Origin of the sequence: Bradyrhizobium sp. CCGB12 (genome assembly GCF_024199845.1) — a bacterium.
GTDB lineage: Bacteria > Pseudomonadota > Alphaproteobacteria > Rhizobiales > Xanthobacteraceae > Bradyrhizobium.
In genome coordinates, this window is the sequence record NZ_JANADO010000001.1 from 7,545,044 (window position 1) to 7,560,479 (window position 15,436).

A 15,436-nucleotide genomic window follows, 5' to 3' on the forward strand; every position below is an offset into this window, starting at 1 on the left:
TATGTTCAGTGCAAAGCAGGAGATTCAATGAGCATCGTAAAACGTCATCTGGCCGAACAAGAAGAACGCCTGGTACTTATCGAGGAAATTTGCATCGATACAGGAGCGCTTGTCTTGGATGTCGCCACGGACGAAGTCTACTTTTCTGCAGACGAAGCGGCGTACAAGAATGCCTACGTCACCGTGTTTCAAGCCTGGGCGAAGGGCACGATCAAGGGCACAGCGGAACAGATATTCGAGGCTACGAAATCCATTCTAGCGGACTAGATTCCGCCTACGGCACAAGGGTCAGATAGAGCCGTAAACGTTGAGGTAAAAGACATGTCATATGCCTATAAGCTGAATGAAGACGTTCGCCACCATCCTCAAGGCCCACAAGGACGCGCCGCAACTGAACCGCCGATGATTTACACGATCGTACAGCACATGCCCATCGAGTCCGATGGACGCGTTAGGTACCGTATCAAGTGCAAGTCCGAGAACATCGAGCGCGTCGTTACGGAAGATCAACTTTCGTATTTTCAGTGATCTCCCGTTCCTCAAGCGTCATCGGCCTCCCCCAGGGCAGCAGCTAGGAGGAAAAATGTCAGACCGGCGGGAGCTCTATCGAAGCCCAAATGGCGATGCTTGGTTCATCGCACGCGAGCCGACAAACGGTTACGCTTTCATCATCCACCAGCCCAATGCGCCCTCTGGTGGCCGGCTGTCTCACGTCGAGTTGGGCGAGTTCTTGCGTGACGGGAAGGGACCCGAACAGCAAGCATTGTTGCGATTGATCGGAACGCTGGTCGAGGTACCGCCGTTTGCGTAAGATTCTTGCATCCATTGATCATAGCGCATTGCGCATATAGCTCTGATGGCCATCTTAACAGCTGCTGCCAACTTGCACGTCGGACGTCCGGCCGCGAGAGTTCTCCACGGGCCAAAAGCGTTCAGCGCCCACTTGCCGCAGAGAGCCCCGGCTGCCAGCGAGAATGGCGGCTTTGGTTGAGGGCAGATTGAATAATAGAGGTGATAGCCAGACCTTCAGCGCGAGCCAGCAGCGTCAGACGGACGCGATAGCCGGAGGAAGGAGTTATCAAGTCACTTCGCGTAGCCCTGTGATCGGAGCCAAGCGATCCGACGCTCTCCATTCATCCAATCGTCAATATCGGCTTTGCTCGTGAAGCCCGTTATCTCTCGGAGTTCTGCACCTGGGTACTCGGCGATGATAGCCCAGTTACCCTCAGATTTACGAACTGGTTTGAAGCTCACTTTTACTTTTGCCATGCCCATGCATGGCGGAAAGTGGGCGAAAAGGAAACCTCGCGGAAGCATTCCTAACAATTTTCCGCCTGCCACAGGCGTTAATGTTAGAAGGTGATCCGGGGGAATCAAGTTTCGCCGCTCTTCACACTGCACCCTTCTCGACCTACTAAGCGAGATCCCATCTATTCAGCGACGCTGCTTCATCACGTGTTCCAAACCCCGGCGAAGAGACTCCGGGGTATAAGGCTTCACCATGAATATCGCGCCCAATCGCGCGGCTTCAGCTTTCACTCCGCTGTCACCTGTCGCGAGAATCAATCGTAGATCGAGCCGGCACGCTTTGGCGTGCCTTGCGAGTTGCAGACCTGAAATTCCAGGGAGGCCGACATCCGTAAGTAAAATGTCCACGGGTTGCTCATCCAGGATATTCATGGCCTCTTGCGCCGTGCTGGCCTCTTTTACCTTGCATCCGATGTCGCTCAGCATCTCCGTCGTCGTAAGGCGGATGAGGTCGTCGTCTTCGACGAGCAACACGGTCGCGTCCTTGAAGGTCTTTTCATTGGCCGAGTGTTGCGATCCCTGAGCGACGCGCCTTTGAGCTTGATTGCCCAACACGTGTCTGATTTTTCGCGCGAGCGCCTCGCGCGTGTAAGGCTTGACCAAGAGCTCCACCCCGGGATCGAGCCGCCCGCCGTGCACGATGGCGTTCTGAGTATAGCCGGATGTGAAAAGCACGGCGACATTCGGCAATCGTTCCTTGGCTTTTCGCGCCAAGTCCGGGCTACGCAGGCTGCCAGGCATCATGACGTCGGTGAAGATAAGGTCTATCGGAATGCCGCTGTCGATGACGACGAGCGCGCTCGCCGCATCTCGCGCCTTGACCACGCGGTAACCGAGCTCGGTGAGCATCGAGACCGCGACCTCGCGAACCTCTTCGTCGTCCTCAACCACAAGGACGGTTTCCTCTCCGCCTTGAACCTCGCCAGTCGGAGTCCCGACCATAGTGTCTTCGCTTGCAACCTCTCGCGGGAAGTACAGCTTCACCGTGGTTCCGGCGCCTACCTCGCTGTAGATCTTGACGTGTCCGCCGGACTGCTTGAGGAAGCCGTAAACCATAGCGAGGCCGAGTCCCGTACCCTTGTCCTCCGCCTTGGTTGTAAAGAATGGCTCATAGACCCGTTCCAGGATGTCCGGTGGAATGCCGGTGCCGGTATCGGTCACCGCGATCATCACGTATTGTCCCGCAGACAATTCGTCATGCTGCCGGACATATTCGTCATCGAGGAAGGCATTGCTTGCTTCAATCGTGAGCCGGCCTTCGCCTTTCATCGCGTCGCGGGCGTTGATCGCGAGGTTCAAGACCGCATTTTCCAGTTGATCCGGGTCGACGAGGCTGTTCCACAGCCCACCCGCGACCACCGTCTCGACTTCGATCTCCCCACCGAGGGCGCGACGAAGCATCTCGTCCATGTTCTTGATTAGACGGCCGGCGTTCACCACTCTGGGCTCTAGCGGCTGTCGCCTCGCGAAGGCAAGCAATTGAGAGGCAAGTTTCGAACCGCGGGCCACACCTCCGAGGGCGCTTTGGACCCGCATCTCGGCCCGAGCATTGCCAGCGATATCTTTGCTTAGCAGCTGCAGGTTTCCACTGATGACCTGCAGCAAATTGTTGAAGTCGTGAGCGACGCCGCCGGTGAGTTGCCCGATCGCCTCCAGCTTCTGCGAACGGATCATGGTCGCCTGCGCGGCTTGGAGTGCCGCTTCCGCCTCGCGGCGTTCGGTGATGTCCCGTGTCACCTTGGCGAAGCCGAGGAGTTTGCCAGCGTCGTCACGGATGGCGTCGATCACGACGTTTGCCCAGAATACAGTGCCGTCCTTTCGGACCCGTTGACCTTCGTGTTCCCAGCGTCCGTTTCGGGTTGCCGTCTCTAGACCAATACGCGGAAGCCCAGCGGCACGATCGGCTTCCGTGTAGAAGTCGGAGAAGTGCCGACCAATGATCTCTTCAGGGGCATAGCCTTTGATGTGCTGCGCACCTGCGTTCCAACTCGCCACGTGGCCGCCGGCATCCAGCATGTAGATCGCGTAGTCGGTAACACTTTGAACCAGCAATCGGAACTGTTCTTCGCTTTCGCGCAGTTTTGCTTCTGCGGCCCTTCGTTCGGTCAGGTCGCGGGTGATTTTGGCGAAGCCGACAAGGTCCCCCTGAGGGGAACGGATCGCGTCGATGACAACATGGGCCCAGAACTGCGTGCCGTCCTTGCGGACGCGCCACCCTTCGCGCTCGAAGCGGCCGGTGCGCTCAGCCTCTGCCAGCGCCTGGGCAGGGACGTTCTGCGACCGCTCAACGTCGGTGTAAAAGGTCGAGAAATGTCGACCGATAATCTCATCCGCCTCATAGCCCTTGAAGCGCCTAGCGCCGGGGTTCCAACTGGTCACGCGACCCTCGCGATCCAACATGTAGATCGCGTAATCAGTGATCGCTTCGACGAGAAGCCGGTAGCGGCCCTCGGTGGTTTGTGCGGCTTCGAAGCGGTTTGAGGTTTCCATTCGAATCTTATCCCAGCCCCAGTGTGGGTTGGGACACAGCTACTGAAACGCCGATCAATCGTTTTCGGTTCCATCGAACCGCGGCGTAACTGTTGCGAATGAACCACGACAGAGCGGCCCCAAGTCTCCCAAACAGTCGAGCCACATGCCTAGGGTTACGCCGCCACTACCGAAAAACGATCGGCCTGCGGAATGTGCCCACCGAAACCAGCTTTCCATCAGCTTTGAATGTCCGCTAATGGGATGGACCGGCTGCTTCCTCCGCGGGGGATAGTCTGCAAATACTACCCCGCAGCACCGGAGAAGCAGCCCATGGACACCACCACACAGCCCCTGGCCTGGATCGCATGGACATCGGGAAGGACGGCTTTGGCACGGACGGCAAGATCGCTCCGTCGCAAGATCAAGCGCCTGGCGCTCGTCGAGGCCCTGCTGGGAAGTCGACAGTGCGAGTCGCTTAGCGGAGGTCAGCCAGGGGTAATGAGATGGCCTCAATCAGCCTTTTTGCTTCTCACAGGAGCGGGCTCGCCTGCGAGCGCGGTGCTGGTGTCTATCGAGAGCACTTCGATAACCCGCCGTCGATCCGCTTGCGTTTCCACTCGGACGCGGATGGTTGTCCCCGCAGGGATGGTCACATAGCCACCGGCTTTCAGAACCGAAACATGGAGAAACGCATCGCCGATGCCTCCCTCCAGCTCAACGAAGCCAAACTTCTTGTCTAGCCTGAACCAAGACACTCGCCCCCATGCGATCATCTGAAATTTCAATCCATCGAATCTTAAGGGAACTACGTGGGTAGCCTTAGTAGCACGAGGTACCTACAAAGTAGCCGAATTTGGTTTGTGGACGATCACGCGCCGTATTAGCCTAGGGGGAACATCCTGAGGTGGGCGGCAAGATGAATCTCGAAGACTTGTACCGGCTTCTGCGCAGCGAACACGTTCAGGCGCAAGGGATCGTTGACACCCTGGAGGAGCCTCTCCTGGTGCTTGACCAGACGGGTTGCGTCCTTAGCGCCAACCGCGGGTTTTATGAGACGTTCAGGGTGGGACGCGACGACACGGTTGGACGCAGCCTATTCGCCCTTGGTGACGGTCAATGGGACATCCCCGAACTCAGGCAGCTCGTGAGCGAGATCGTTCCCAAGTCTGCTGCCATCGTTGGATATGAGGTAGCCGCCGAGTTCCCAACCATCGGCCGGCGCACGATGCTGGTCAGCGCGCGTCGCCTGGTTCACCCCGATAATAACAGCACGAGCATTCTGATCCTGTTTGAGGACGTGACCGACAGACGCCACGGCGAGATCCAAAGGGAGATTCTCCTCGCTGAAACGCGCCATCGGATGAAGAACCTCCTCGGGATCGTGCGCTCTCTTGCCAACCAGACCGTTGTGGAAGGCCGGTCAGCCAAGGAGTACCGCGACGCCTTCTTGGGACGGTTCCAAGCTGTGGCCGAGGCCGAGACCCTCGCGCTGGCCGGCAGCGCTGAAGCCGACCTGAGCGCTCTTGTTGAGCAATTGTTGAAGGCCGCAGGTCCGGAGCGATGCCGGCTGATCGCCGGGCCGGCAGTCCATCTTAAGTCACGACAGGTCATGCCGATGAGCCTCATTCTGCATGAACTCGTCACCAATGCCTGGAAATACGGAGCTTTTTCCAAGCCCGGAGGGCTCGTTCACCTAAGCTGGCGCATTTCGGAGGAGGAGGGCAAATCCCTTCTTCACATCGATTGGCGAGAGGAAAACGGCCCGCCCGTCACGCCGCCAACTCGCTCGGGCTTTGGCTCCAGGCTCATTGACCTCAGCGCCGTGCAGGGCTTACGCGGCGCGGTGGAACTGAAGTATGAGCCAACCGGTTTAAGGGTTCACATCACTGCGCCTGTGGAGTCTTGAACCCGGGGACAACACATCTTGCACGACGCTCCCCGAATATTGGTGGTCGAAGATGAGTACCTCATCGCATTGGAGCTTGACACTGTTCTAAGGGCTGCCGGCTATCAGGTGCTCGGTCCTGCCCGAGACGTAAATGATGCTCTGGCGATGCTGAGGGCAGAGCGGCCTGACGCTGCCATCCTCGATGTCAACCTTGGAGGGCAATGGGTCACTCCTGTGGCGGAAGTCCTCCGAGCAGCGTCTGTGCCATTCATTCTGGCCAGCGGTTACAGTGCGGCCGATGTCCAAGCCGCGCCTGCACTGCGCGATGCAGTCAACGTTGGAAAATCCTGGAGGCCGGAGTTTCTCCTGAAAGTCCTCAGCGGAGCGTTATCCCGCGCGTGAGCATGGCCCAATAGGCTTGCGTCCCATGGGCTGCAAAGGCCGATCCAGAGAATGAAGCGGATCAGGTCGGCGGCCGTAAGCCCGGCGAGTGCAGCCACTCGCTCACGTGCGAGCCGGTCTCGCATTGTCGGGCCTTGCGGAGCAATTGGTCTCGTCTGAAACCAGGTGGAAGCGATTGAGCTTCTACGCGAAGGCGCTGGGCCTCTCGGGCAAGTCGTTCTTCGAGTGACAGGATTTGCTTAAATCGGCGACGACGCTGCATAGCACAACCTCGGAGCTTACGGGTCCTAACCGTTGGGTTTTAGATTTCAGACTTTAAGTAGCGAGAAAACGACCTGGCATTTTCATAAGTTAATGACCTGCATTCAGTTCGCGGATTTCAAACCAGGCGACTGAGGCCGCAAACTGGCAGCGGCCGCACCGGCTCCAGAAGAAAACGACAAGGCGTGCAGAACCGGTGGCTGGGACGTTCGCATGTCGTCTTCGAATGGTAGGTGGAACCATGTGGAATTTGAATATTTGCTCCAAACGAGAATGGCTGTTGATGGGGCACCCGCATCCTGGTGATTCTCGTTCTCAGCCACTACGGGACTTTTTGGGCTCTTGGACCACTATTTTTGCTCCCGCGGCTTAGGTTAGTCAGCTGAGAACGCCTTCCAAAGACCGCGAGGCGGTCGAACGCCTCGACCTGAATGGTCGACCGGATTTGCGCTTTGCTGCGCCCAGCACGATTCATTGCGTATACATGTGCTGGAAGACGGAGAAGGTTCGAAGCCAGGTGCTCTCCCTCCGCCACCCCATCAAAAGCGTTTCGTACCTTGAGCCGCAGACTGGCCAGAAACTCGGCTGTTTTCCTGCATTCCCGCGCACGGAGAATTCCCAAGGGTGCGCCAAGAAGGGCCTGAATGCATCTGGAGAACCGAATTTTCTCCGAATCTTTGAACCCGCAAAATCGGTCTAGTACGGCATTTTCTCTAGAATCAACGGCTTGGCTGCGCGGCGGTTTGGATCCCTCTCGCTCACCCAAAGGCCCCTTCATTTGTAATGACGGGGTCGGGGGTTCGAATCCCTCTTGCGGCACCAGCCTTTTCAAGTACTTACGTCGAACTCGCAAATCGGCCGCATGTCAGTAGGTACGGTGAAGGTACGCTCGTGCCTGTTGGTGCGGTGTGCGTGATTGTTGCGATGATGGTTTTGGTGATGATTTTGATAATGTTTGTGAGAGCACAGTGGATGTAACCGAGTTGGTTACAACGAGTGCTTTACAGAATGATCTGTACGCCTAGTGTACGGGAATGTTCGGGACGAATCGTCCTAATTCGAAAACAAACGGCCCGAAGGGTTTCCCCAACGAGCCGTTTGCTGGTCCCGTCAGGTTACTGACGCGGATCGCCACGGGCGAGCGGAGCCGGATCGTACTTGGCAGTTGACCGGCTCTGCCGCCACGGATGCGAATCGAGCTTTGCCGACTCGCCTAGGGACTCTCAGGGAGAAGGGTCCCGGTTTCAAGAGATTGCGAGTCAGTTCCCCACGATTTACCACCCAATAATGGGTGCCGAGCGCTCGGAGCTGGGTTGCAATTCTATGGCTGCATCAGACGCGTCGTTGTGGCCCGTGGTGGTCGGCGGGCTTTTGACTCTAGCGGGCACCACTGCCGGTTCGGTGGTGACGATCATTCGCGATGTCGCGCAACAACGGCGGGATGCGAAGAAACGACGCGCGGATAAGCTCGAAGAACTGGTTGCGGCCATTTATGATTTTAACAATTGGTTGGAATGCGAGCGAAATCGAAAAGTGTACGGGGAAGCCATCCCGGCGGCAATGACGCCCTTCGCCAAGGTGCAATCCATTACTTCCATCTATTTTCCGCGCTTCTCCAAGTTGGTCACGGAGTTGGACGTCGCCGCAAGTCAGTTGGAGGTTTGGATTGCTAAGGGAGCGCATAAGCGGCTCAACAAAGACATCGCCGGCTTAAACGACGGGTGGCCGGAGGTATACGAACCGTATATGGAAAAGCGTGAGGGTTTGCTGTCGGCACTTGGGAAGTATGCCCGCGAAGAACTGCAATAGCCCAAATTCCGGAATTTTCTTCGTCGCGCCGGCACTGAGCCCTGCTCGCGCCTTCTGCGCGATTTCGGCCGAAAGCTACCTGCGGTTACAATGCGCCGGGGAAATTGATTCGGGGGCAATATATGGTGCAGATGAAAATCAAACGGCAAGCGTCACGCTCGTGCCTTAGTCATACTCACGCCGAGCAGAGTTTAACCGTCCGCACCTCCTCGGCTCTTGTGTGCACCTCGGATTGCGCATCTAAGGAGCGCATCGAGCCAGCCACCCCCCGATATCATCGACGAACAGGGGTCTAGCTAAAGCATGCGTCTTTCTTGGAATGAAATCCGAGCCCGCGCAGCTCGTTTTGCTGACGACTGGGCCGACGCGGCTTATGAAAAAGGCGAGACCCAGAGTTTCTATAATGACTTCTTCGAAGTCTTTGGAGTCAAGCGGCGCAAGGTCGCGAGCTTTGAACAGCCTGTAAAACTACTAGGTACTAAACGTGGCTTCATCGATTTATTCTGGAAAGGCGTCCTCCTGGTCGAGCAAAAAAGTGCCGGGCTCGACCTAAGCAGGGCGAAGAGCCAAGCGCTCGACTATTTCCCTGGGTTGAGAGATGCGGAGCTTCCGCGTTTCATTCTAGTTTCAGATTTCCAAACGTTCGAACTTTTCGATCTCGAAGAGGATTCGGCGGTTGCATTTCGCCTCTCTGATCTGCCTGCGAACATCGAGCAATTTGGATTCATTCTCGGCGTTCAAAAGCGCTCTTTTAAAGATCAGGACCCTGTCAATGTCGAAGCCTCAGAAATCATGGGGCGTTTGCATGATTCTTTGGAGGCGGCTGGATATGATGGTCACGATCTTGAAAGGTTATTGGTCCGACTTGTATTCTGCCTTTTCGCTGACGATACCGGCATCTTTGAGCCGCGGGGCATCTTTCTCGACCTCATTCAGCTTCGAACCCAGGAAGATGGCAGCGACACCGGACGAACATTGATTGAGCTGTTCGACGTGCTGAACCAGCTCGAATCAAAACGTCAGAAGACATTGGACGAAGACTTAGCGGCCTTCCCCTATATAAACGGACAACTTTTCGCTGAGCGTCTTCCGACTCCGGCCTTTGATCTGAAGATGCGCGCACTTCTTATTGAAGCCTGCGAATTCAACTGGGGGGCCGTCTCGCCGGCAATCTTCGGATCGCTGTTTCAATCTGTTATGAATGCCAAGGAACGCCGAGCAAGCGGAGCGCACTACACTACTGAAAAAAACATAATGAAGGTCATTCAACCTCTCTTTCTCGACGATTTAAGAGCTGAGTTAGAGAGATTGCGTATCCATCGAGGCACGAGACGGGACGCCGAGCTTCGGGCATTTCACGACAGGCTCTCTAAACTGACATTCTTTGATCCCGCCTGCGGCTGCGGGAATTTCTTGGTCATTGCTTACCGCGAGCTGCGAATGCTCGAAATCGAACTACTAAAGTTGCTCAATCCAAAAGGACAAAGAGTTCTAGATGTAAAAGCATTGTCTAGAATTGACGTAGACCAGTTCTATGGAATTGAGATCAGTGAGTTCCCGGCTCTCATTGCGGAGACAGCGCTTTGGATGATGGATCACATCCTGAACAATCGGCTCAGCCTTGAATTTGGTGAAGGCTTCACGCGTATCCCGCTTAAGAACTCTCCGCATATTCACTGCGCCGACGCTTTAGAGAAAGACTGGGCCCAGGTATTGTCGCCTAGCGAGTGCTCATTCGTTCTGGGCAATCCGCCCTTCATAGGCCAAAGCTTCCAAAGTGCCGTTCAAAGACAACAGATGGCACGTTTAGTAGGCAGCGGGCGAGGCGGATCGCTGGATTATGTGAGTGGCTGGTTTATCAAGGCTGGAGAATATGTGAGGTCCTCGAAAGCGCATATCGGTTTCGTCGCCACGAACTCGATTACGCAAGGCGAGCAAGTCGCTCAGCTATGGCCCATCTTGTTTCAGCGACACCATCTCGAAATCGCTTTTGCACATCGCACTTTTGCGTGGGGGTCCGATGCAAGAGGCGTCGCGCACGTTCACGTGGTCATACTGGGACTTACGCCGCGAAGTGATGAGCCACAGCAAAAGAGGCTATTTTCGTACAGTGATCTGAAAGGCGATCCGGTCGAGAGCCACCATGCATCGCTAGCCCCCTACTTGTTCGATGCGAGTCGGTTAGGAAACCGCCACTTGGTGGTTGACGACCGGCGAACTCCGCTGTCTGCGCCAAGACCGATGAGGATGGGATCAAAGATTGTAGACGGCGGCCACTATATCTTCAACGACGAGCAACGAAGCGAGTTTTTGAAGCTTGAGCCGACTGCGGCGCCTTACATGCGGCCCTTCATCGGATCAGTCGAATACATAAACGGGCGAAATCGCTGGATCCTTCGCCTGGAAGGGGTTAGTCCGCAGACGTTGCGCAGCATGCCACAGGCCCTGAAACGAATTGCCGCGGTAAAGAGGTTTCGCGCAGGGAGTAAAAAAGCAAAAACAAGGGCACTGGCCGACTTGCCTACGTCCTTCGAAGTCACGACCGTTCCGACCTCGGACTTTCTCTGCATTCCAGAGGTGAGTTCTGAGCGGCGAGAGTATGTTCCCATCGGATTTCTCCAGGCGCCAACGATACCGAGCAACTTGGTTCAGACGCTTCTCAATGCAGATCTGTGGGAGTTTGCGATTCTCACATCGAGAATGCATATGTCTTGGCTGCGCAACATCGGCGGCCGCTTAAAGAGCGATTATCGGTACTCGATAGGTATCGTATACAACTCCTTTCCATGGCCAATCGCTGACGAAAACGTCAAACTAAGGCTTCGCTCTCTAGCCCAGGCGATCTTAGACGCGCGCGCCGCGCATGCCGGCGCAACGCTTGCCGATTTATATGATCCAGACAGTATGCCGTCGCCTCTTCGGAGAGCGCACCAGGCGTTGGATTTAGCGGTTGATCGGCTCTACCGACCCGCGGCCTTCGCAGAAGATCGAGAGCGCGTCGAGCATTTATTTGGTCTTTATGAAGCTCTAGTTGCGCCAATAACCGCTGGACTCAAGCCGGCAGGAAGGAAAAGCCTGTCTAAAGCTTAGCGTGCCGAAGTCACAGAACGCCTCAAACAATCTCGCCCCTCATGGGGAAACAAGAATCGGGCGCTGCTAGTCGTGCCGCCTCAATAGTGCGCTAGCAATCACTAAGCTTTCACACCGCTTGACAGCTTCCTCTTCTGTCAGCTGTTCGACGACGGCAACTTCTCTGGACAGGCGATCAAGTGCCGCCCCATACAACTGACGCTCACTGTAGCTCTGTTCCCGGCCTGAGGTTGGCCGGTATAGATCACGGACCACTTCCGCGATGGCAACGATAGCTCCTGAATTGATCTTGGCTTCGTACTCCTGCGCCCTTTGGGCCCATGTCGCTTCGGACATCTGAGGCGGCTGATCCAAAGCGCGATACGCGTCTTGAATGCTTCCAGAATCGCACAATTTGCGCATTCCGACATTTGCGACCTTTGCTGTAGGAACGCGGAGGGTCATCTTATCCTTGATGAAGTTGATGACAAACAACTCCAGTTTCGCTCCAGCGATTTCTTGCTCTTCTATTGCAAGGATTTGACCGACGCCGTGAGCGGGGTAGACGACAAACTCGTTGACCTCAAAGCCCTGCCGCTCGCGGATTCGAGGTGGCGCGGGTGAATTCGTCTGCAGTTCTATTTCGTGTCGGGGCGGGCCGCCGGTGCCTGAGGCGACATCCTCACGAGAAACGGCCGCCAATGACCTTAAACGCTGTCCCGTTTGGAATGCCTCGTAACGACCCTGCAATGTACTTGCATAGGCTTTTGCGCTGAAATAGTCGCTCGGCGCGAAAATCCTTTGGGCTAAGGAGAGAGCATGCGCAATGCGGTCGGCGATCTGGACCTGAGTCCATCGCTCCTCGCGAATGAACGATAATAATGCTGTGTCGTCTCCAGCGCCTGCCTTGAGCAGGAGGTTGGCTAACATCAACTGCCCCGGATCATTGTTCATCCGGACCATCTTGCGCATGCCCCACAGCCAATAGAGACCGATTGCAGCGATGACGATAGCGACGCCGTAGAGCATCATTTCCCCTTCCGGTATAGGAGGCGCGACGATCTAAAAGATAAAGCCAACCACCGCAGTCGCGATTGCTGCGTAAATGGCACCGGCGAATATCGATCCGAGTATCGCTTTGCTTGGCTCCGCGCGATAGTCTGCGCGCGAGCCATACTTCGCTACGTTCGAGCTATTCGTGGCGCCCCGAGCAAACTGCGAAAGGATGGTGCACAGAACGAGCGCTATGAAGAAGACAGTCCAGGACCAATTCATTTTGCCGCCCCTATTGATTGAAGCGCTATAAGAAAGCACGTTTAGGTTCCACGCGAAACCACGGAATAGCCTTCGTCAGCAGCCGAAATACCGGAATCTTTTCCGCGCGGCGCCAGAGGGTCCCGAGCCGCCCGGGGGACCAAAGATCGATGTCTAGTCTAACGTAGCCGCCCGAATGTCGTGGAGCACTGCGAGCGTCATATCGTTCACGCCACCCGTTCGGCCCTTCACCATTTCCATGTAGACACCGAGCTTCGGAAAACTGCCCCGGCAACAGCGCATCGCTTTCCTTTAAGCAGTTGATAAGGACTTGGAATGCCGCGACCATTGCGGCGCCCTGCGCGGCGATGACTTCGCCTTCGGGTGAGAGTTTCTTGTTCGGCATGGCATCTACCCCGTCACGGTATGGCTAGGTTAAAGCGCGCGATCTTCGACCCATTTTGCTACTGTCCCTTGTACCAATCGCAGTCCCATGCCGTCACGCGAGCGGTCGAGGTTCCATAACATTCGATGTGCGGAATCCGCCGGTCCAAAGAATTGTTCGCATTCGGAATAATTCTTTGCCCTCTACCTAAGCTCGCCGGATCACCTTTGGCGGGAGAAGCATCTCCTGCTGGTCCCACTCAGCTGGGATGGATTTCAACAGCTGCGCCAGCTCAAGCCCGTCCGGCTGCAGTCCGTTCAGGATGGCTTCCGTGATCCTCGGTGCGAGCAGGGTGAGCCGAAGCACCCGGCATAGATAGGACTCGTTGATCTTCTCGGCCCTGGCGAGTTCTCGCACCGAACTAAACAAGTTCGATTCGAGCATGTGGCGCCAGCGATGGGCGCGCACCACCGCCTTGATCAACGTGTTGTCGAGCTGAGGCTTGGACGGGGGCCAGGCCTCGGCAGTTGCCGGGGTAACCACGCGCTTGCGTCCACCCTGCCGGCGGAACGAAATTGGGATGCTCACGACCATCGTTCGGCCGTCACGGCTGAGCTTCGGTCGACTAATGGGACCGAGGGTGAGGGTGGTCGGTCGGTTCATTCCGCGGCCTGCTGAAAGAGTTGCGGCTGCAGTTCCGCGGAGAGCGAGGTCAGGCCCTGGATCTTCAAGGTAATGTCCATTCGCTCGGCATGCATGTCGATGCGTTCGACGAGCAGCTGAACGATGCGCGCCTGTTCGGCTGGAAACAGCTCGTCCCAGAGCTCGTCGAAGCCGAACAACGCGCTCCGTACGTCACTCTCGCTGACCTCAACGGTCTGCTCGCGCAGCGCGCGCCAGGTCTGGACGATAATTTCAGGACACCGAAGGAGCATACGAACCTGATCAATGATGATGCGCTCTAGCTCGGCAGCGGGCACCAGCTTGACCGGGCAATCCGATCGGCCTTGCTTCATTGCAGTCTGACTGATGTAGTAACGATAAAGGCGACCCGACTTTCGGGTGTGCGTTGGCGACATTGCGGCACCGTCAGGACCGAAGAGCAAGCCTTTCAACAAAGCGGGGGTTTGAGCCCGGCTGTTGTTCGCGCGCTTGCGCGGGCTTTCCTTGAGAATACCGTGCGCCTGATCCCAGAGCTTGCGATCGATGATCGCCTCATGCTCGCCTGGGTAAGAGTGTTCCTTATGAACTGCTTCACCGAGATAGACACGGTTACGAAGAATTCTATACAGCAGCGTCTTGTCGATGAGATGGCCGTACCGAGTGCGCTCATTAGCAGCGATAAGCTCTCGAGCCAGCAAGGTTGCAGATTTGAGCTGTACGAAGCGCCGGAAGATCGACCGTACCCGTTCGGCATCAGCTTGGTGAATCAGCAATTTGCGATCGCGGACTTCATAGCCGAGTGGTGTCCAGCCGCCCATCCACTTGCCACGCTTGCGAGAGGCCGCGACCTTGTCGCGGATGCGCTCCCCAATAAGCTCGCGCTCAAACTGTGCAAACGTCACCAGGATATTCAGCGCCATCCGACCCATGGCATCCTTGGTGTTGAAGGATTGAGTAACGGACACGAACGTCACCCCTTGGCGTTCAAACAGCTCGACAAGATTGAGGAAGTCGAGCATCGACCGCGAAAGCCGGTCGATCTTATAGACGACGATGACGTCGATCTTGCCGGCCTGGACAACAGCAAGAAGTCGCTTCAGAGCTGGTCGATCGAGGGTGCCGCCCGAGAAGCCACCATCATCGTAGCGGTCGGAAACCGCCATCCATCCTTCTGCTCGCTGGCTCACGATGTAAGCTTCACATGACTCTCTCTGGGCATCGAGAGAGTTGAAGTCCATGTCGAGGCCTTCTTCGCTCGACTTGCGGGTATACACCGCACAGCGGACTTTGCGGATTGGGGAGTGCCCCGAGGCTGCTCGCTCGAATGGACTGGCGCATGGGACGGCTCGGCGCTTTTGCGATTGTCGGGACGTCATTTGCCGAGCGAATTTTTCAGGCCAAAGAAGATCCAGCCGTTCCACTTCGTGCCCGTGATCTGGCGAGCGACCGAGGACAGGGATTTGTAGGGACGGCCGAGATACTCGAAATCGTCATAACGAACGGTGACGCAGTGCTCCACGCCTTCCCATTCGCGGATCAGCTTGGTCCCGGCGACTGGGCGCAAAAGCGGTCGGGTCTTGCGGTCGGCCGGCTTCTGGTCGGAATACTGCTTGGCCATGGCCTTGAGCCGCTCGGTGGTTTCCCGGCTGAGGCCGCCATAGGCTAATTCCTGTATTCGGTAGACCAGTCGGCTCTCCAGGAAGCGCCGGTTGTAGGCGGGCGGCTCGGTGTCGAAAAGCTCCCGCCAGCGGGCCTTTAGAACGGGGGCGGGGGCGCCCCTAAGGGCGGCCAATTGCGCCAGCATGGACGATTTCACGGCCGTTCTCCGTTCAGCGGAACGGGTCGACCAACGCTCTGGAAAGACGAGAAGTAAAGTGGGTTTTCCCGGTTCACTTCCGAAACTTGACTGGACTTTCGATTCATCA

At 56.5% G+C, this 15,436-nt stretch carries 13 protein-coding genes; 5 read left to right on the forward strand and 8 right to left on the reverse strand.

The features are described from left to right. Nucleotides 1-27 precede the first annotated feature (27 nt). Nucleotides 28-267, forward strand: a complete 240-nt coding sequence (locus NLM27_RS34565; protein WP_254147522.1) for a hypothetical protein — start codon at nt 28-30, stop codon at nt 265-267. A 1,167-nt stretch (nt 268-1,434) separates the two neighbouring features. Here NLM27_RS34565 and NLM27_RS34570 read toward each other — a convergent pair. Further along, the gene (locus NLM27_RS34570) at nt 1,435-3,798 is read right to left on the reverse strand and encodes a PAS domain S-box protein (RefSeq protein WP_254147523.1); all 2,364 of its coding nucleotides are present in this window, start codon (nt 3,796-3,798) and stop codon (nt 1,435-1,437) included. A gap of 491 nt (nt 3,799-4,289) precedes the next feature. Next, a complete protein-coding gene (locus NLM27_RS34575; protein WP_254147524.1) occupies nt 4,290-4,565 on the reverse strand; it encodes a cold-shock protein in 276 nt (91 codons plus the stop codon). A 131-nt stretch (nt 4,566-4,696) separates the two neighbouring features. On the opposite strand from NLM27_RS34575, the gene NLM27_RS34580 reads away from it, so the two are divergent. Next, nucleotides 4,697-5,686 carry a sensor histidine kinase gene (locus NLM27_RS34580; protein WP_254147525.1) on the forward strand — a complete coding sequence of 330 codons (990 nt, stop codon included), beginning with the start codon at nt 4,697-4,699 and terminating at the stop codon, nt 5,684-5,686. Nucleotides 5,687-5,728: 42 nt separating this feature from the next. Then, nucleotides 5,729-6,070 carry a response regulator gene (locus NLM27_RS34585; RefSeq protein ID WP_254149003.1) on the forward strand — a complete coding sequence of 114 codons (342 nt, stop codon included), beginning with the start codon at nt 5,729-5,731 and terminating at the stop codon, nt 6,068-6,070. Nucleotides 6,071-6,131: 61 nt separating this feature from the next. Here NLM27_RS34585 and NLM27_RS34590 read toward each other — a convergent pair whose 3' ends face one another. Further along, nucleotides 6,132-6,332: a hypothetical protein gene (locus NLM27_RS34590; RefSeq protein ID WP_254147526.1), complete on the reverse strand. Its 201-nt coding sequence runs from the start codon at nt 6,330-6,332 to the stop codon at nt 6,132-6,134. Between the two features lie 1,322 nt (nt 6,333-7,654). Between NLM27_RS34590 and NLM27_RS34595 the strand changes: the two genes are divergently transcribed. Further along, nucleotides 7,655-8,140: a hypothetical protein gene (locus NLM27_RS34595; protein WP_254147527.1), complete on the forward strand. Its 486-nt coding sequence runs from the start codon at nt 7,655-7,657 to the stop codon at nt 8,138-8,140. Between the two features lie 303 nt (nt 8,141-8,443). Next, complete coding sequence (locus NLM27_RS34600; protein ID WP_254147528.1) at nt 8,444-11,230, forward strand: DNA methyltransferase; 2,787 nt, start codon at nt 8,444-8,446, stop codon at nt 11,228-11,230. Between the two features lie 66 nt (nt 11,231-11,296). Here NLM27_RS34600 and NLM27_RS34605 read toward each other — a convergent pair whose 3' ends face one another. From NLM27_RS34605 to NLM27_RS34625, 5 genes are all read right to left on the reverse strand, one after another. Further along, the gene (locus NLM27_RS34605; RefSeq protein ID WP_254147529.1) at nt 11,297-12,241 is read right to left on the reverse strand and encodes a CarD family transcriptional regulator; all 945 of its coding nucleotides are present in this window, start codon (nt 12,239-12,241) and stop codon (nt 11,297-11,299) included. A 268-nt stretch (nt 12,242-12,509) separates the two neighbouring features. After that, a complete protein-coding gene (locus tag NLM27_RS34610; RefSeq protein WP_254147530.1) occupies nt 12,510-12,869 on the reverse strand; it encodes a hypothetical protein in 360 nt (119 codons plus the stop codon). 186 nt (nt 12,870-13,055) lie between these two features. After that, nucleotides 13,056-13,511 carry a hypothetical protein gene (locus tag NLM27_RS34615; protein WP_254147531.1) on the reverse strand — a complete coding sequence of 152 codons (456 nt, stop codon included), beginning with the start codon at nt 13,509-13,511 and terminating at the stop codon, nt 13,056-13,058. Further along, nucleotides 13,508-14,887, reverse strand: a complete 1,380-nt coding sequence (locus NLM27_RS34620) for a recombinase family protein (protein ID WP_256570403.1) — start codon at nt 14,885-14,887, stop codon at nt 13,508-13,510. The genes NLM27_RS34615 and NLM27_RS34620 overlap by 4 nt, the downstream gene beginning before the upstream one ends. Beyond that, nucleotides 14,884-15,315 carry a DUF2924 domain-containing protein gene (locus NLM27_RS34625; protein ID WP_254147533.1) on the reverse strand — a complete coding sequence of 144 codons (432 nt, stop codon included), beginning with the start codon at nt 15,313-15,315 and terminating at the stop codon, nt 14,884-14,886. The genes NLM27_RS34620 and NLM27_RS34625 overlap by 4 nt, the downstream gene beginning before the upstream one ends. Nucleotides 15,316-15,436 lie beyond the last annotated feature (121 nt).